Below are 14,073 nucleotides of genomic sequence, written 5' to 3'. Positions count from 1 at the left end.
AAAGAAAAAGGCCGGTCAGAGACCGGCCTTTTTATTACTCTTCAGAAGCGGCTGCTTCTTCGGTAGCGTCCGCCTGTGGGCGGTCTACCAGCTCGATGTACGCCATAGGGGCGTTATCACCGGCACGGAATCCACACTTGAGAATGCGGGTGTAACCACCTGCACGCTCTTGGTAGCGTGGACCCAGCTCATTGAATAGCTTGCTTACTACATCGTTGTCACGAGTACGTGCAAACGCCAGGCGACGATTAGCAACGCTGTCAGTTTTAGCAAGTGTAATCAGGGGCTCAACTACGCGACGCAGTTCTTTCGCCTTAGGCACGGTAGTCTTGATGATCTCATGACGTACCAGTGAGCTTGCCATGTTACGGAACATAGCTTGGCGATGGCTGCTGTTGCGGTTCAGTTGACGACCACTCTTACGATGGCGCATGACCTTATCCTTTTAACCTAAATCTTTACCAGACCTGGTTACATGTTGTCGGCGAGTGAGGCTGGCGGCCAGTTTTCCAACCGCATACCAAGGGACAGACCACGAGAGGCCAGTACATCCTTGATTTCAGTGAGAGACTTCTTACCCAAGTTAGGGGTCTTCAGCAACTCAACCTCAGTGCGCTGAACCAGATCACCGATATAATGAATGGCTTCTGCTTTCAGGCAGTTCGCCGAACGAACAGTCAGTTCCAGATCATCGACAGGACGCAGCAGAATTGGATCGAATTCTGGCTTCTCTTCTTTCTCTTCTGGCTCGCTCACGTCACGCAGCTCAACGAACGCATCCAGTTGCTCAGCCAAAATAGTGGCTGAACGGCGGATCGCTTCTTCAGGATCCAGGGTGCCGTTGGTGTGCATGTCGATAATCAGCTTGTCCAAGTCAGTCCGTTGTTCAACACGAGCTGCTTCTACATTGTAGGCAATTCGTACAACAGGACTGAAGGACGCATCAACCAGAAGACGACCGATAGGACGCTCGTCTTCATCGGATTGAGCGCGGGCAGACGCGGGTACATAACCACGGCCCAGCTCAACCTTGATGCGCATGCTGATTTCAGCGTCATCGCCAGTCAGAGTACAGATGAGGTGATCAGGATTCATGATCTCGACATCACCGCTGTGGGTAATGTCACCTGCAGTAACAGGGCCTGAACCAGACTTGCTCAGTGTCAGTGTCACTTCGTCCTTGCCCTCGATTTTTACTGCCAAACCCTTCAGGTTCAACAGAATCTCAAGCACGTCTTCCTGCACGCCTTCTTTGCTGCTGTACTCATGTAACACGCCGTCAATTTCAACTTCGGTTACAGCACAGCCAGGCATTGAAGAGAGCAAGATGCGACGAAGCGCATTACCTAAAGTGTGACCGAAGCCACGCTCAAGCGGCTCCAGAGTCACTTTAGCCCGAGTTGGGTTGACTTGCACGACATCGACAAGACGTGGCTTAAGAAAATCGGTAACGGAACCCTGCATTGTGTCCTCTCTTAACGGTTAAGCCTTACTTAGAGTAAAGCTCGACGATCAGCTGTTCATTGATGTCGGCAGACAGATCGCTACGCTCTGGCAGGCGCTTGAAAGTGCCTTCCAGCTTAGCGCTGTCTACTTCAACCCAAGTCGGCTTCTCACGTTGTTCTGAAATCTCAAGAGCGCCCTTAATACGAGCTTGCTTTTGAGCCTTCTCACGGATGCTTACCACATCGTCAGCGGCAACAACGAAAGATGGAATGTTAACAACACGGCCATTAACCATGATTGCTTTGTGGCTTACCAGCTGACGTGCTTCAGCGCGAGTAGCACCGAAACCCATGCGGTAAACAACGTTATCCAAACGACTTTCTAGCAGCTGCAACAGGTTTTCACCAGTATTGCCTTTCTTGCTAGCAGCAGTTTTGTAGTAGTTGCGGAATTGCTTTTCCAGAATGCCGTAGATACGACGAACTTTTTGCTTTTCACGCAGCTGCAGACCGTAGTCAGACAGACGGGCCTTACGAGCACCGTGCTGACCAGGAGCATTATCGATCTTACATTTAGAATCGATTGCTCGTACGCCGCTTTTCAGGAACAGGTCTGTTCCTTCACGACGGCTTAGTTTGAGCTTAGGACCCAAATATCTTGCCATGTTCTTTCTCCAACTATCCTGAAACGGGCGTTATACGCGACGTTTCTTAGGCGGACGACAACCGTTGTGCGGAATTGGAGTCACATCGGTGATGTTGGTGATGCGGAAACCCGCAGCATTCAACGCACGAATAGAGGACTCACGACCCGGACCCGGACCCTTAACTTCAACTTCCAGGTTCTTCAAACCGTACTCTTTGGCCATTTCGGCACAACGCTCGGCAGCTACCTGAGCAGCGAACGGAGTAGATTTACGAGAACCACGGAAACCGGAGCCGCCTGCGGTGGCCCATGCAAGAGCGTTACCTTGGCGATCGGTGATGGTCACGATTGTGTTGTTGAAAGATGCGTGCACGTGGGCCACACCGTCTGCAACCTGCTTACGTACCTTTTTACGGGTACGAGAAGGAGTTTTAGCCATTGCTTAGTTCCCCTTACTTCTTGATCGGCTTACGCGGACCCTTACGGGTACGAGCGTTAGTCTTAGTACGTTGACCACGAAGTGGCAGGCTACGACGATGACGCAGGCCGCGGTAGCAACCCAGGTCCATCAGACGCTTGATGTTCATAGAGATCTCACGACGCAGATCACCTTCAACGGTGAATTGACCTACAACGTCACGAACCTTATCAATGGTAGATTCGTCCAGATCTTTAATCTTCACATCTTCAGCAATACCGGCCTCGACACAGATTTGCTGTGCGCGAGTACGGCCAATGCCGAAAATGGCGGTCAGAGCAACAACCGCATGTTTATGCTCAGGAATGTTAATGCCAGCGATACGGGCCACTATAGCACTCCTCAATTCCAAGGATCGATTGTGAAAAGCCCGGTAGGATACTCGACAATCGACTAGTTTGCAACAACGCATAGGCCGACCAAGGTCAGCCTAGCGCTACGTTTTTTGTTGGTTAGCTCAGAGAGATCTCTGATTAACCTTGACGCTGTTTGTGCTTCGGCTCAGAGCAGATAACACGCACAACGCCGTGACGTTTAATAACTTTGCAGTTACGACACATCTTTTTTACGGACGCACGAACTTTCATTTTTGCTACTCCGTCTGGGCGACTTAACGGCTATAGCCCTTAAGATTCGCCTTTTTCAGAACAGAATCATACTGATGAGACATCATATGAGTCTGTACTTGAGCTATGAAATCCATGATAACCACGACCATAATCAGCAGTGAAGTACCGCCGAAGTAGAACTGAACGTTCAGTCCGATCATCATAAATTCCGGAATCAAGCAGATAAAGGTGATGTATGCCGCACCTGCCAGAGTCAGGCGAGTCATCACTTTATCGATATAACGGGCGGTCTGTTCACCTGGACGAATACCAGGGATGAACGCACCAGATTTCTTCAGGTTATCTGCCGTCTCGCGCGGGTTAAACACCAACGCAGTGTAGAAGAAACAGAAGAAAACGATCGCTACTGCATAGATCATCACATACAGAGGCTGTCCCGGGGACAGAACCACTGAGATGTCAGACAACCAACGCAAGCCTTCATTGTTACCGAACCACTGAGCCAGTGTGCCCGGGAACAGAATGATGCTGGACGCGAAGATTGGCGGAATCACACCAGCCATGTTCACTTTCAGCGGCAAATGGGTGCTTTGAGCAGCGAATACGCGGCGGCCTTGCTGACGCTTGGCATAGTTTACCACGATACGGCGCTGTCCGCGCTCCATGAATACCACGAAGTAAGTAACGGCAAAGATAATGACCGCTAATACCAGCAGCAACAAAATGTGCAATTCACCTTGACGCGCTTGTTCTGCAGTTTGGCCAATCGCCGATGGCAAGCCAGCCACAATACCTGTAAAAATCAGGATTGAGATGCCATTGCCAATGCCACGTTCAGTAATCTGTTCACCCAACCACATCAGGAACATGGTACCGGTTACCAGGGAGATCACTGCGGTAAAGTAAAACGCAGGACCCGGGGCAACCACCAGTCCGGAGATCATGTTAGGCAAACCAGTCGCAATACCAAACGACTGGAACGTAGCCAATACCAGTGTCCCGTAACGGGTGTACTGGCTAATTTTGCGGCGACCCGCCTCCCCTTCTTTCTTTAGTTCCGCCATCGTTGGATGAACTACCGTCAGAAGTTGCATGATGATCGACGCCGAAATGTACGGCATGATCCCCAATGCAAAGATGGAGGCGCGTTCCAGAGCACCACCGGAGAACATGTTGAACATGCTCACGATGGTACCCTGTTGCTGATCGAACAGCTCGGCCAGTACTGCGGCGTCAATACCAGGAATTGGTACGAAAGAACCTGCACGGAAGACGATAATTGCGCCTAAAACGAATAATAGACGCGCTTTGAGTTCCGAAAGGCCGCCCTTCGCACTACTTGAATCAACACCTGGCTTAGCCATATTGTACTATCCCGTTATTCTTCGATTTTGCCGCCCGCAGCCTCGATGGCTTCACGCGCACCTTTGGTCGCTTTCAGACCTTTGATGGTCACAGGGCGCTCGATTTTACCTGAAAGTACAACTTTCGCAAACTTAATGTTTGCCGAAATGATGTCAGCATCTTTCAGGGTTTCCAGAGTTACCAGATCGCCTTCAACCTTTGACAGCTCGTTCAGACGAATTTCGGTAGTTACCAGGCTCTTACGAGAGGTAAAACCGAACTTCGGCAGACGCTGTTTCAGAGGCATTTGACCACCTTCAAAACCTGGACGTACGCCACCACCGGAACGGGACTTTTGGCCTTTATGACCACGGCCGCCGGTTTTACCCAGGCCAGAACCGATACCGCGACCTACACGCTTGGCAGAGGTTTTAGCACCAGCGCCTGGAGACAAAGTATTCAAACGCATCTTAGTCCTCCACCTTAACCATGTAGTAAACCTTATTCACCATACCGCGAACAGAAGGAGTATCTTCCAGTTCAACGGTGTGGCCGATTTTGCGCAGACCCAGGCCTACCAGTGTCGCCCGATGTTTAGGCAGACGACCGATAGCGCTCTTGGTCTGAGTAACCTTGATAGTTTTAGCCATGTCAGATTACCCCAAGATTTCGTCGATGCTAAGGCCACGCTTGGCTGCTACTTGATCCGGAGCATGCATCGAAGTCAGTGCGTCGATAGTCGCACGAACGATGTTGATCGGGTTAGTAGAACCGTACGCCTTAGACAGTACGTTGTGTACACCAACTACTTCCAGAACGGCGCGCATAGCACCACCAGCAATAATACCGGTACCTTCTGAAGCAGGCTGCATGTATACCTTAGAGCCAGAGTGACGGCCTTTAACAGGGTGCTGCAGGGTACCGTTGTGCAGACGCACGGATACCAGATTGCGGCGAGCCTTTTCCATTGCTTTCTGGATAGCGGCAGGCACTTCACGTGCTTTACCGTAACCGAAACCAACGCGGCCATTACCATCACCAACTACAGTCAGAGCGGTGAAGCTAAAGATTCGGCCACCCTTAACTACTTTGGAAACACGGTTAACTGCAATCAATTTCTCTTGCAGGTCACCGGCTTGCTTTTCAATATTTGCCATGATCCACTCCCAACCTTAGAACTGGAGACCAGCTTCACGGGCAGCATCAGCCAGTGCAGCTACACGGCCGTGATACTTGAAACCGCTGCGGTCGAAAGACACACTCTTAACGCCTTTTTCAAGAGCGCGCTCGGCTACCAGCTTACCAACGGCCTTAGCGGCGTCGGTGTTACCAGTGCTTTTCAGGTCAGCTGCCACTGCTTTTTCAACAGTAGAGGCTGCCACCAGCACCTGGGCTTCAGCGTTGATAACCTGAGCATAGATGTGACGTGGAGTACGGTGCACAACCAGGCGAGTTGAGCCCAGTTCTTGCATTTGCTTACGTACGCGAGTTGCGCGACGAAGACGTGCTGCTTTTTTGTCCATCGTATTACCTTACTTCTTCTTGGCTTCTTTACGACGCACATTTTCGTCAGCATAACGAACACCTTTACCTTTGTAAGGTTCAGGAGCACGGTACGCGCGAATCTCAGCAGCCACTTGACCAACGGCTTGCTTGTCTGCGCCAGAAAGAACGATTTCAGTTTGGCTTGGGCACTCAGCTTTCACACCTTCAGGCAGAACATGTTCTACCGGGTGAGAGAAGCCCAGTGTCAGGTTAACTGCGTTGCCTTTAACGGCAGCACGGTAACCAACGCCGTTCAGTTGCAGTTTCTTAACGAAACCTTCTGAAACGCCGACTACCATGTTGTTAACCACGGCACGAGCAGTACCGGCCTGCGCGTTGGCGTTAGCAACGCCTTCACGTGGGGCGAACTTCAGCTCGTTCTCTTCTTTCACAACTTCAACGGCAGCGTTGATGTCGTGAGACAGAGTGCCTTTACCACCTTTAACTACGATCTGTTGACCGTTTAGAGTCACCTCTACGCCCGCAGGGATTGTAACAGGTGCCTTTGCAATTCGAGACATTGTTACTCTCCTTATGCCACGTAGCAGACGATCTCGCCGCCCATGCCCAGCTTACGGGCTGCACGGTCGGTCATCACGCCTTGAGAAGTGGACACGACAGCGATACCTAGACCACCCATAACCTTTGGAAGCTCATCTTTTTTCTTGTAGATGCGCAGGCCAGGACGGCTAACTCGCTCAAGTTTCTCAACTACCGGCTTACCTTCGAAGTACTTAAGAGTAACTTCCAGTTCCGGTTTAACGTCGCCAGAAACAGCGAAATCAACGATGTAACCTTCTTTTTTCAGGACATCGGCGACAGCTGCTTTCAGCTTAGAAGACGGCATTTTAACTGCAACTTTGTTGGCAGCCTGGCCGTTACGGATGCGCGTCAGCATATCCGCGATCGGATCTTGCATGCTCATATTGGCTTACTCCCGTTGGCTTACCAAGAGGCCTTTTTAAGGCCAGGAACTTCACCACGCATGGCGGCTTCACGCAACTTAATACGGCTCAGGCCGAATTTGCGCAGCACACCGTGCGGACGACCAGTGATGTTACAGCGGTTACGCTGACGTGAGGCACTGGAGTCACGTGGAAGTTGTTGCAGTTTCAGAACGGCTTCCCAACGAGCTTCGTCAGTTGAGTTAACGTCGTTGATGGTTGCTTTCAGAGCAGCACGCTTTTCAGCATACTTTGCAACCAGCTTAGCGCGCTTAATTTCGCGCTGCTTCATGGATACTTTAGCCATAACCCTACACCTTACTTGCGGAATGGGAAGTTAAAGGCAGCCAGCAGAGCACGACCTTCTTCGTCTGAATTCGCAGATGTGGTAATGGTGATGTCCATACCACGAATCTTGTCTACTTTGTCGTAGTCGATTTCAGGGAAGATGATTTGCTCACGAACGCCCATGCTGTAGTTACCGCGACCGTCAAAAGACTTCGGGTTCAAACCACGGAAGTCACGGATACGAGGAACAGCGATAGAGACCAGGCGTTCCAGGAACTCCCACATACGCTCGCCACGTAGGGTTACTTTACAGCCGATCGGATAGCCATCACGAATCTTGAAGCCAGCAACAGATTTGCGAGCTTTGGTAATCAGTGGCTTTTGGCCGGAGATAGCAGTCATATCAGCAACTGCTGCATCCAGAACCTTTTTGTCAGCCACGGCTTCACCAACACCCATGTTCAGGGTGATCTTTTCGACCCGAGGGACTTGCATGATACTTTTGTAATCGAACTGTTTGGTCAGTCCTGCTACTACAGTATCTTTGTAGTAATCATGCAGTTTCGCCATCGTTTACTCCAATTACTTAAACGAGTTCACCATTAGACTTGAAGAAGCGTACTTTCTTGCCTTCTTCCAGTCTAAAGCCTACGCGATCACCCTTGCTGGTAGCAGGGTTAAAGATCGCGACGTTTGATGCGTCAATAGCGGCTTCTTTTTCAATGATGCCACCAGCCACACCCATGTGAGGGTTTGGCTTCTGGTGTTTCTTCACCAGGTTAACGCCTTCAACGATTACTTTGCCGTCAGACAGTACCAGGGTAACCTTACCGCGCTTACCCTTGTCTTTACCGGCCAGTACAACAACTTCGTCATTGCGACGGATTTTTGCTGCCATCTCTTTGCTCCTTACAGTACTTCTGGCGCAAGGGACACGATTTTCATGAACTGCTCATTGCGCAGTTCACGTGTCACAGGGCCGAAAATACGAGTACCAATAGGCTGTTGGTTTGCATTCAGCAACACAGCCGCATTGCGGTCAAAGCGAATAACAGAACCGTCAGGACGACGAACGCCCTTCTTGGTACGTACTACCACCGCGTTAAATACATCACCTTTCTTCGCTTTACCGCGAGGAATGGCTTCCTTAACAGAAACCTTGATGATATCGCCGATGCCGGCGTAACGACGGTGAGAGCCACCCAAGACCTTAATACACTGCACGCTGCGTGCGCCGGAGTTATCGGCAACGTCCAGCACAGATTGCATTTGGATCATTTCAGTGCTCCGCTGTTTTACAACATTTCACCCCAAAATCGGGGCCTGGCTACCTTTAAAAGGCGCGAAATTATAACACCACTAGCAGCCAAAAAGTAAACAAAAAATAGCCGGACCAGAAAAAAATCTGGGCCGGCCATCACTTTTGCATGTAAGACTCTGTAATTACAGAGCTTTTTCGATTACGTTAACCAGAGTCCAAGTCTTAGTCTTAGACAGTGGACGACATTCGCGGATTTCTACCACGTCGCCGATACCACATTGGTTAGTTTCATCATGAGCGTGCAACTTAGTTGTACGCTTTACATACTTGCCGTAGATCGGGTGCTTTACTTTGCGCTCGATGGCTACGGTGATGGACTTGTCCATCTTATCGCTGATTACACGACCTTGAAGAGTACGGATAATCTCGCTCATTACGCACCTGCCTTCTGAGTCAGAATGGTTTTAACGCGCGCGATGCTGCGGCGTACCTTCTTCAGCTCGTGGGTCTGCTTCAGCTGACCAGTCGCGTTCTGCATACGCAGATTGAACTGTTCACGCAGCAGGCTAAGCAGCTCCGCGTTCAGATCTTCAACGCTTTTTTCACGCAGTTCAGTAGCTTTCATCACATCACCGTCCGAGTTACAAAGGTGGTCTGTACTGGCAGCTTAGCAGCGGCCAGGGCGAAGGCTTCACGAGCCAGATCTTCTGGCACACCTTCCATTTCGTACAGAACACGGCCAGGTTGAATCTGGGCAACCCAGTATTCAACGTTACCTTTACCTTTACCCATACGCACTTCAAGCGGCTTTTCGGTAATTGGCTTGTCCGGGAAGATCCGGATCCAGATTTTACCTTGACGCTTAACGTGACGGGTCATAGCACGACGCGCCGCTTCGATCTGGCGAGCAGTGATACGGCCACGGGAGGTAGACTTCAGTCCGAAAGAACCGAAGCTAACCTTATCACCAGTGGTAGCCATACCACGGTTACGACCTTTGTGAACCTTACGGAACTTGGTACGTTTCGGTTGTAGCATTTCGGTTCCCCTTACTTACCACGACCTTTGCGTTTTGCCGGCTTAGGCTGCTCCTGAGTCAGAGGCATAGCACCCAGAACTTCACCTTTGAAGATCCAGACTTTAATGCCGATCACACCGTATTGGGTGTGAGCATCAGAAGTAGCGTAATCGATATCGGCACGCAAAGTATGCAGAGGCACGCGACCTTCACGGTACCATTCGGTACGTGCGATCTCAGCGCCACCCAGACGACCAGAAACCTCGATCTTGATGCCCTTGGCACCCAGACGCATGGCGTTCTGTACCGCACGCTTCATAGCGCGACGGAACATAACACGACGCTCCAGCTGAGAGGCAACGGAGTCACCTACCAGTTGAGCGTCCAGCTCTGGCTTACGAACTTCAGAGATGTTGATCTGAGCAGGTACACCAGTCAGTTTTGCAACTTTCTGACGCAGCTTCTCAACATCTTCACCTTTTTTACCGATAACAACGCCAGGACGAGCGGTGTGAATGGTCACACGGATGCTCTTGGCTGGACGTTCGATAGTGATCTTAGACACAGAAGCGCTCTTCAGTTCCTTTTTCAGGAAAGAACGTACTTCGTGGTCGCCGATCAGGTTATCAGCGTAATCTTTCTTTTCCGCGTACCAGGTAGAAATCCAAGGTTTGGTAATACCCAGGCGGATACCGTTAGGATGTACTTTTTGTCCCATTGCAGTGCCCTTACTTGTCAGCCACAACCACAGAGATGTGGCTGGAACGTTTCAGGATGCGATCGGCACGACCTTTAGCACGTGGCATGATGCGCTTCATGGTCGGACCCTCGTCTACGAAGACTTTGGCAACTTTCAGGTCGTCAATGTCCAGACCTTCGTTGTGCTCCGCGTTGGCAATGGCAGACTCCAGTACCTTCTTAACCAGTACGGCCGCTTTCTTAGGGCTGTAGGTCAGAATTTCCAGAGCGCGATCTACCGGAAGACCACGGATTTGATCAGCTACCAAGCGCGCCTTCTGAGGAGAAGTGCGGGCGAAACGGTGTTTAGCTAAAACTTCCATCATCTACCCCTTAACGCTTCTTCTTCGCTTTCTTATCAGCAGCGTGGCCGCGATAAGTACGAGTAGGCGCAAACTCACCCAGTTTGTGACCGATCATATCTTCGGTAACGAAAACTGGAACGTGCTGACGACCATTATGGACAGCGATGGTCAGACCAATCATATCTGGAATGATCATAGAACGACGGGACCAGGTTTTAACCGGCTTTTTATCCCCGCTTTCCACCGCTTTCTCTACCTTCTTCAGCAAGTGCAGGTCAATAAATGGACCTTTCTTGAGAGAACGTGGCATGGTGAATCCTCAATTAGTTTACTTGGTACGACGACGTACGATGTACTTGTCGGTACGCTTATTGGAGCGGGTTTTCTTACCTTTGGTAGGAACGCCCCATGGAGATACTGGATGACGGCCACCAGAGGTACGACCTTCACCACCACCGTGTGGGTGATCTACCGGGTTCATGGCAACACCACGAACGGTAGGACGAACACCACGCCAGCGGCTTGCACCCGCTTTACCCAGTGAACGCAGCATATGCTCAGCATTGCCAACTTCACCCAGGGTAGCGCGACAATCAGCAGGGATCTTACGCATTTCACCGGAACGCAGACGCAGAGTCACGTAGGCACCATCACGGGCTACGATCTGTACGTAAGCACCAGCAGAGCGAGCAATCTGACCACCCTTGCCTGGCTTCATTTCTACGTTGTGAACGGTAGAACCAACTGGAATGTTACGCATAGACATAGCATTACCAGTTTTGATTTCAGCTTCCGCACCGGACATGATTTTGTCACCAGCAGTCAGGCCCTTAGGAGCCAGAATGTAGCGACGCTCACCATCAGCGTACAGAACCAGAGCGATGTTAGCGCTGCGGTTTGGATCGTATTCGATGCGCTCTACAGTCGCAGGGATACCATCTTTGTTACGCTTGAAGTCTACGATACGGTAGTGCTGCTTGTGACCACCACCGATGTGACGGGTAGTGATGCGACCAGCGTTGTTACGACCACCAGACTTAGACTTCTTGTCCAGAAGAGCTGCAAAAGGCTTACCTTTGTGCAGTTCTTTGTTTACCACCTTAACGACGTGGCGACGGCCCGCGGAGGTAGGCTTACATTTAACAATAGCCATTTATAAAACTCCTCGTCCTTATTCAGCGCCGCCGACGAAGTCGATGTCTGCGCCTTCAGCCAGAGTAACGTACGCTTTCTTCCAGTCGGAACGACGACCGAAACGAGCGCCAGTACGCTTAGTCTTGCCTTTGACGTTTACGGTGCGAACACCGGTAACTTCAACTTCGAACAGCTTTTCGACAGCCGCTTTCACTTCAGCCTTAGTGGCGTCGGTGGCAACTTTGAACACAATAGTGTTGCTCAGTTCAGCGGCCATGGTGCTCTTTTCAGAGATGTGCGGAGCAAGCAGCACTTTCAGCAAACGTTCTTCACGGATCATGCCAGCATCTCCTCAATCTGCTTAACTGCGTCAGCAGTCATCAGCACCTTGTCGAATGCGATCAGGCTAACTGGGTCGATTGCTGCAACGTCACGAGCGTCAACTTTGTACAAGTTGCGAGAAGCCAGGAACAGGTTCTCATCAACTTCACCAGTAACGATCAGAACGTCTTCTACAGACAATTCTTTCAGCTTAGCTACCAATTCTTTGGTCTTCGGTGCTTCAACGCCGAACTGCTCAACCACGATCAGACGGTCTTGACGTACCAGCTCAGACAGAATGCTCTGCAGGGCCGCGCGGTACATCTTCTTGTTAACCTTCTGAGAGTGATCTTGCGGCTTAGCAGCAAAAGTCACACCACCAGAGCGCCAGATTGGGCTCTTAACAGTACCGGCACGTGCACGGCCAGTACCTTTCTGACGCCATGGCTTTTTGCCAGTGCCAGTTACCTCAGCGCGGGTCAACTGAGCACGGGTACCTTGACGGGCGTTAGCTGCGAAAGCAGTAACAACCTGGTGTACCAGAGCTTCGTTGAACTCACGTCCGAAGGTAGTTTCGGAAACTTCAAGAGCGCTCTGCGCGTCTTTCATTACCAATTCCATTACTATCTCCTCAGACGTTACGCTTTAACGGCAGGTTTAACGATAACGTTGCCGCCGTTCGCGCCAGGGACCGCACCTTTGATAAGGAGCAAGTTGCGCTCGGCGTCTACGCGTACTACTTCCAGATTCTGGGTAGTTACGCGCTCGTCACCCATGTGACCAGCCATTTTTTTGCCTTTGAACACTTTACCTGGGCTCTGGTTCTGACCGATAGAACCAGGAGCACGGTGGCTCAAAGAGTTACCGTGAGTCATGTCCTGAGTACGGAAGTTCCAGCGCTTAACGCCACCCTGGAAACCTTTACCCTTAGAACGACCAGTAACGTCTACAATTTGACCGTCTTCGAAAGTTTCTACTTTCAGCTCAGCACCAACTTCGATGCTTTCGCCTTCACCGTCTGCCAGGCGGAACTCAAACAGACCACGACCTGCTTCAGCACCAGCTTTAGCAAAGTGACCCGCTTCAGGCTTGGAAACGCGGTTGGCTTTCTTGCTGCCTACAGTTACCTGCAGAGCACGATAGCCATCGTTTTCCAGAGTCTTTACTTGAGTTACGCGGTTCGGTTCAACTTCGATAACGGTAACCGGAATGGACGCGCCATCTTCAGCGAAGATGCGAGTCATTCCTACTTTACGACCTACAAGACCGATTGCCATGTATCTAACCTCTATTCCGAATCTGGGGATTAACCCAGACTGATCTGCACGTCAACGCCGGCAGCCAGATCCAGACGCATCAGAGCGTCCACAGTCTTATCGGTAGGCTCAACGATGTCCACCATACGCTTGTGAGTGCGGATTTCGTACTGGTCACGTGCATCTTTGTTCACGTGAGGAGAAATCAGCACTGTGTAGCGCTCTTTACGGGTGGGCAGCGGGATTGGACCCCGTACTTGAGCCCCTGTGCGCTTCGCAGTCTCAACGATTTCCGCGGTAGACTGATCGATCAGACGATGATCAAAAGCCTTCAGGCGGATACGGATTCTTTGGTTCTGCATTTGACCAGAGCTCCAACCAATAATTACGCAAAAACCACCAGCCCTTGAACCCCTATCTATTAAAGTGGGTCAAAGACGATGACTATCGCAACCATTCGACTCCAAATCGGAGTCGCTGTGTAAGTGATGCCAATTGCACCACGGCGTATATTACGCGTCCGCAGTCTTTGCGAACGAAGGGTATTATACTCACCCCAAATTCGTTTGCAAGTTTTTCTGCGGCAGCGTATCGGTGACGGCACGGTTGCCGTTCACCAATAAAAAAGGGTGCCCTAAGGCACCCTCTTGTTAGCAAGACGTAGGGATTAAGCTACGATCTTAGCTACAACACCCGCACCAACGGTACGGCCACCTTCACGGATAGCGAAGCGCAGGCCTTCGTCCATCGCGATTGGGCAGATCAGAGTAACAACCATCTT

General features: G+C 50.9%; 29 protein-coding genes. All 29 read right to left on the bottom strand.

All coding sequences use genetic code 11. From position 1 onward, the window contains the following. Positions 1–34: 34 nt before the first annotated feature. Positions 35–433, bottom strand: a complete 399-nt coding sequence (gene rplQ, locus H598_RS0122670; protein ID WP_028115046.1) for a 50S ribosomal protein L17 — start codon at positions 431–433, stop codon at positions 35–37. A 38-nt stretch (positions 434–471) separates the two neighbouring features. Then, a complete protein-coding gene (locus tag H598_RS0122665) occupies positions 472–1,464 on the bottom strand; it encodes a DNA-directed RNA polymerase subunit alpha (protein WP_028115045.1) in 993 nt (330 codons plus the stop codon). A 25-nt stretch (positions 1,465–1,489) separates the two neighbouring features. Continuing rightward, positions 1,490–2,110 carry a 30S ribosomal protein S4 gene (rpsD, locus tag H598_RS0122660; protein WP_028115044.1) on the bottom strand — a complete coding sequence of 207 codons (621 nt, stop codon included), beginning with the start codon at positions 2,108–2,110 and terminating at the stop codon, positions 1,490–1,492. 30 nt (positions 2,111–2,140) lie between these two features. Further along, positions 2,141–2,530, bottom strand: a complete 390-nt coding sequence (rpsK, locus tag H598_RS0122655) for a 30S ribosomal protein S11 (RefSeq protein ID WP_028110678.1) — start codon at positions 2,528–2,530, stop codon at positions 2,141–2,143. A 13-nt stretch (positions 2,531–2,543) separates the two neighbouring features. After that, positions 2,544–2,900: a 30S ribosomal protein S13 gene (gene rpsM, locus H598_RS0122650; RefSeq protein WP_028115043.1), complete on the bottom strand. Its 357-nt coding sequence runs from the start codon at positions 2,898–2,900 to the stop codon at positions 2,544–2,546. Between the two features lie 142 nt (positions 2,901–3,042). After that, entirely contained in the window at positions 3,043–3,156 is a 114-nt protein-coding gene (rpmJ, locus tag H598_RS26265) for a 50S ribosomal protein L36 (protein ID WP_083938388.1), read from the bottom strand. A 23-nt stretch (positions 3,157–3,179) separates the two neighbouring features. Next, positions 3,180–4,502, bottom strand: a complete 1,323-nt coding sequence (secY, locus tag H598_RS0122645) for a preprotein translocase subunit SecY (RefSeq protein ID WP_028115042.1) — start codon at positions 4,500–4,502, stop codon at positions 3,180–3,182. 14 nt (positions 4,503–4,516) lie between these two features. Then, on the bottom strand, positions 4,517–4,951 hold the full coding sequence (rplO, locus tag H598_RS0122640) for a 50S ribosomal protein L15 (protein WP_028115041.1): 435 nt from the start codon (positions 4,949–4,951) through the stop codon (positions 4,517–4,519). Position 4,952: 1 nt separating this feature from the next. Further along, positions 4,953–5,132: a 50S ribosomal protein L30 gene (gene rpmD, locus H598_RS0122635; protein WP_028115040.1), complete on the bottom strand. Its 180-nt coding sequence runs from the start codon at positions 5,130–5,132 to the stop codon at positions 4,953–4,955. A gap of 6 nt (positions 5,133–5,138) precedes the next feature. Next, positions 5,139–5,639: a 30S ribosomal protein S5 gene (gene rpsE / locus H598_RS0122630; protein WP_028115039.1), complete on the bottom strand. Its 501-nt coding sequence runs from the start codon at positions 5,637–5,639 to the stop codon at positions 5,139–5,141. 15 nt (positions 5,640–5,654) lie between these two features. Next, complete coding sequence (gene rplR, locus H598_RS0122625) at positions 5,655–6,005, bottom strand: 50S ribosomal protein L18 (RefSeq protein ID WP_028115038.1); 351 nt, start codon at positions 6,003–6,005, stop codon at positions 5,655–5,657. 9 nt (positions 6,006–6,014) lie between these two features. Further along, complete coding sequence (gene rplF / locus H598_RS0122620) at positions 6,015–6,548, bottom strand: 50S ribosomal protein L6 (RefSeq protein ID WP_028115037.1); 534 nt, start codon at positions 6,546–6,548, stop codon at positions 6,015–6,017. An 11-nt stretch (positions 6,549–6,559) separates the two neighbouring features. After that, positions 6,560–6,952, bottom strand: a complete 393-nt coding sequence (gene rpsH, locus H598_RS0122615; protein WP_028115036.1) for a 30S ribosomal protein S8 — start codon at positions 6,950–6,952, stop codon at positions 6,560–6,562. Positions 6,953–6,972: 20 nt separating this feature from the next. Continuing rightward, positions 6,973–7,278, bottom strand: a complete 306-nt coding sequence (rpsN, locus tag H598_RS0122610; RefSeq protein ID WP_028115035.1) for a 30S ribosomal protein S14 — start codon at positions 7,276–7,278, stop codon at positions 6,973–6,975. Between the two features lie 11 nt (positions 7,279–7,289). Beyond that, entirely contained in the window at positions 7,290–7,829 is a 540-nt protein-coding gene (gene rplE, locus H598_RS0122605) for a 50S ribosomal protein L5 (RefSeq protein WP_028115034.1), read from the bottom strand. Between the two features lie 16 nt (positions 7,830–7,845). Further along, complete coding sequence (gene rplX, locus H598_RS0122600; RefSeq protein ID WP_028115033.1) at positions 7,846–8,157, bottom strand: 50S ribosomal protein L24; 312 nt, start codon at positions 8,155–8,157, stop codon at positions 7,846–7,848. An 11-nt stretch (positions 8,158–8,168) separates the two neighbouring features. Next, complete coding sequence (rplN, locus tag H598_RS0122595) at positions 8,169–8,537, bottom strand: 50S ribosomal protein L14 (RefSeq protein WP_028115032.1); 369 nt, start codon at positions 8,535–8,537, stop codon at positions 8,169–8,171. A 165-nt stretch (positions 8,538–8,702) separates the two neighbouring features. Next, complete coding sequence (gene rpsQ / locus H598_RS0122590) at positions 8,703–8,954, bottom strand: 30S ribosomal protein S17 (RefSeq protein ID WP_028115031.1); 252 nt, start codon at positions 8,952–8,954, stop codon at positions 8,703–8,705. Beyond that, positions 8,954–9,145, bottom strand: a complete 192-nt coding sequence (gene rpmC, locus H598_RS0122585) for a 50S ribosomal protein L29 (RefSeq protein ID WP_028115030.1) — start codon at positions 9,143–9,145, stop codon at positions 8,954–8,956. The genes rpsQ and rpmC overlap by 1 nt, the downstream gene beginning before the upstream one ends. Then, a complete protein-coding gene (rplP, locus tag H598_RS0122580; protein WP_028115029.1) occupies positions 9,145–9,558 on the bottom strand; it encodes a 50S ribosomal protein L16 in 414 nt (137 codons plus the stop codon). The genes rpmC and rplP overlap by 1 nt, the downstream gene beginning before the upstream one ends. 11 nt (positions 9,559–9,569) lie before the next feature. Further along, positions 9,570–10,256 carry a 30S ribosomal protein S3 gene (gene rpsC / locus H598_RS0122575; protein WP_028115028.1) on the bottom strand — a complete coding sequence of 229 codons (687 nt, stop codon included), beginning with the start codon at positions 10,254–10,256 and terminating at the stop codon, positions 9,570–9,572. A gap of 10 nt (positions 10,257–10,266) precedes the next feature. Then, entirely contained in the window at positions 10,267–10,599 is a 333-nt protein-coding gene (rplV, locus tag H598_RS0122570; RefSeq protein ID WP_028110661.1) for a 50S ribosomal protein L22, read from the bottom strand. A gap of 10 nt (positions 10,600–10,609) precedes the next feature. Next, a complete protein-coding gene (rpsS, locus tag H598_RS0122565; RefSeq protein WP_028115027.1) occupies positions 10,610–10,891 on the bottom strand; it encodes a 30S ribosomal protein S19 in 282 nt (93 codons plus the stop codon). A gap of 18 nt (positions 10,892–10,909) precedes the next feature. Then, positions 10,910–11,734 (bottom strand): 50S ribosomal protein L2, encoded by an 825-nt coding sequence (gene rplB, locus H598_RS26260; protein ID WP_084144608.1) that lies wholly within the window; start codon positions 11,732–11,734, stop codon positions 10,910–10,912. A gap of 18 nt (positions 11,735–11,752) precedes the next feature. After that, positions 11,753–12,055 carry a 50S ribosomal protein L23 gene (gene rplW / locus H598_RS0122555; protein ID WP_028115026.1) on the bottom strand — a complete coding sequence of 101 codons (303 nt, stop codon included), beginning with the start codon at positions 12,053–12,055 and terminating at the stop codon, positions 11,753–11,755. Beyond that, the gene (gene rplD, locus H598_RS0122550) at positions 12,052–12,657 is read right to left on the bottom strand and encodes a 50S ribosomal protein L4 (protein ID WP_028115025.1); all 606 of its coding nucleotides are present in this window, start codon (positions 12,655–12,657) and stop codon (positions 12,052–12,054) included. The genes rplW and rplD overlap by 4 nt, the downstream gene beginning before the upstream one ends. Before the next feature lie 17 nt (positions 12,658–12,674). After that, complete coding sequence (gene rplC, locus H598_RS0122545) at positions 12,675–13,313, bottom strand: 50S ribosomal protein L3 (protein ID WP_028115024.1); 639 nt, start codon at positions 13,311–13,313, stop codon at positions 12,675–12,677. Between the two features lie 29 nt (positions 13,314–13,342). Continuing rightward, positions 13,343–13,654 (bottom strand): 30S ribosomal protein S10, encoded by a 312-nt coding sequence (gene rpsJ, locus H598_RS0122540; protein WP_028110655.1) that lies wholly within the window; start codon positions 13,652–13,654, stop codon positions 13,343–13,345. 305 nt (positions 13,655–13,959) lie between these two features. Continuing rightward, positions 13,960–14,073, bottom strand: a 114-nt coding sequence (locus tag H598_RS26255; RefSeq protein WP_084144607.1) for an EF-Tu C-terminal domain-related protein, incomplete at its 5' end; no start/stop codon positions are given.

Source organism: Ferrimonas kyonanensis DSM 18153, from assembly GCF_000425405.1.
Lineage (GTDB): Bacteria > Pseudomonadota > Gammaproteobacteria > Enterobacterales > Shewanellaceae > Ferrimonas > Ferrimonas kyonanensis.
The sequence above is the reverse complement of the archived record's forward strand: the minus strand, read 5'-3'. Positions and strand labels throughout refer to the sequence as shown.

Bases quoted from the DNA above. Each gene is read 5' to 3' on its own strand.
- rplD (WP_028115025.1), bottom strand. From the start codon at position 12,657: ATGGAATTGGTAATGAAAGACGCGCAGAGCGCTCTTGAAGTTTCCGAA.
- rpsS (WP_028115027.1), bottom strand. From the start codon at position 10,891: ATGCCACGTTCTCTCAAGAAAGGTCCATTTATTGACCTGCACTTGCTG.
- rplR (WP_028115038.1), bottom strand. From the start codon at position 6,005: ATGGACAAAAAAGCAGCACGTCTTCGTCGCGCAACTCGCGTACGTAAG.
- rpsK (WP_028110678.1), bottom strand. From the start codon at position 2,530: ATGGCTAAAACTCCTTCTCGTACCCGTAAAAAGGTACGTAAGCAGGTT.
- rpsC (WP_028115028.1), bottom strand. From the start codon at position 10,256: ATGGGACAAAAAGTACATCCTAACGGTATCCGCCTGGGTATTACCAAA.
- secY (WP_028115042.1), bottom strand. From the start codon at position 4,502: ATGGCTAAGCCAGGTGTTGATTCAAGTAGTGCGAAGGGCGGCCTTTCG.
- rplP (WP_028115029.1), bottom strand. From the start codon at position 9,558: ATGCTACAACCGAAACGTACCAAGTTCCGTAAGGTTCACAAAGGTCGT.
- rpsH (WP_028115036.1), bottom strand. From the start codon at position 6,952: ATGAGCATGCAAGATCCGATCGCGGATATGCTGACGCGCATCCGTAAC.
- rpsJ (WP_028110655.1), bottom strand. From the start codon at position 13,654: ATGCAGAACCAAAGAATCCGTATCCGCCTGAAGGCTTTTGATCATCGT.
- rpsE (WP_028115039.1), bottom strand. From the start codon at position 5,639: ATGGCAAATATTGAAAAGCAAGCCGGTGACCTGCAAGAGAAATTGATT.
- rplN (WP_028115032.1), bottom strand. From the start codon at position 8,537: ATGATCCAAATGCAATCTGTGCTGGACGTTGCCGATAACTCCGGCGCA.
- rpmC (WP_028115030.1), bottom strand. From the start codon at position 9,145: ATGAAAGCTACTGAACTGCGTGAAAAAAGCGTTGAAGATCTGAACGCG.
- rplC (WP_028115024.1), bottom strand. From the start codon at position 13,313: ATGGCAATCGGTCTTGTAGGTCGTAAAGTAGGAATGACTCGCATCTTC.
- rpmJ (WP_083938388.1), bottom strand. From the start codon at position 3,156: ATGAAAGTTCGTGCGTCCGTAAAAAAGATGTGTCGTAACTGCAAAGTT.
- rplE (WP_028115034.1), bottom strand. From the start codon at position 7,829: ATGGCGAAACTGCATGATTACTACAAAGATACTGTAGTAGCAGGACTG.
- rplF (WP_028115037.1), bottom strand. From the start codon at position 6,548: ATGTCTCGAATTGCAAAGGCACCTGTTACAATCCCTGCGGGCGTAGAG.
- rplV (WP_028110661.1), bottom strand. From the start codon at position 10,599: ATGGAAGTTTTAGCTAAACACCGTTTCGCCCGCACTTCTCCTCAGAAG.
- rpsQ (WP_028115031.1), bottom strand. From the start codon at position 8,954: ATGAGCGAGATTATCCGTACTCTTCAAGGTCGTGTAATCAGCGATAAG.
- rplQ (WP_028115046.1), bottom strand. From the start codon at position 433: ATGCGCCATCGTAAGAGTGGTCGTCAACTGAACCGCAACAGCAGCCAT.
- rpsN (WP_028115035.1), bottom strand. From the start codon at position 7,278: ATGGCTAAAGTATCCATGAAGCAGCGCGAAATTAAGCGCGCTAAGCTG.
- H598_RS0122665 (WP_028115045.1), bottom strand. From the start codon at position 1,464: ATGCAGGGTTCCGTTACCGATTTTCTTAAGCCACGTCTTGTCGATGTC.
- rplB (WP_084144608.1), bottom strand. From the start codon at position 11,734: ATGGCTATTGTTAAATGTAAGCCTACCTCCGCGGGCCGTCGCCACGTC.
- rplO (WP_028115041.1), bottom strand. From the start codon at position 4,951: ATGCGTTTGAATACTTTGTCTCCAGGCGCTGGTGCTAAAACCTCTGCC.
- rplX (WP_028115033.1), bottom strand. From the start codon at position 8,157: ATGGCAGCAAAAATCCGTCGCAATGACGAAGTTGTTGTACTGGCCGGT.
- rplW (WP_028115026.1), bottom strand. From the start codon at position 12,055: ATGATCCGTGAAGAACGTTTGCTGAAAGTGCTGCTTGCTCCGCACATC.
- rpmD (WP_028115040.1), bottom strand. From the start codon at position 5,132: ATGGCTAAAACTATCAAGGTTACTCAGACCAAGAGCGCTATCGGTCGT.
- rpsD (WP_028115044.1), bottom strand. From the start codon at position 2,110: ATGGCAAGATATTTGGGTCCTAAGCTCAAACTAAGCCGTCGTGAAGGA.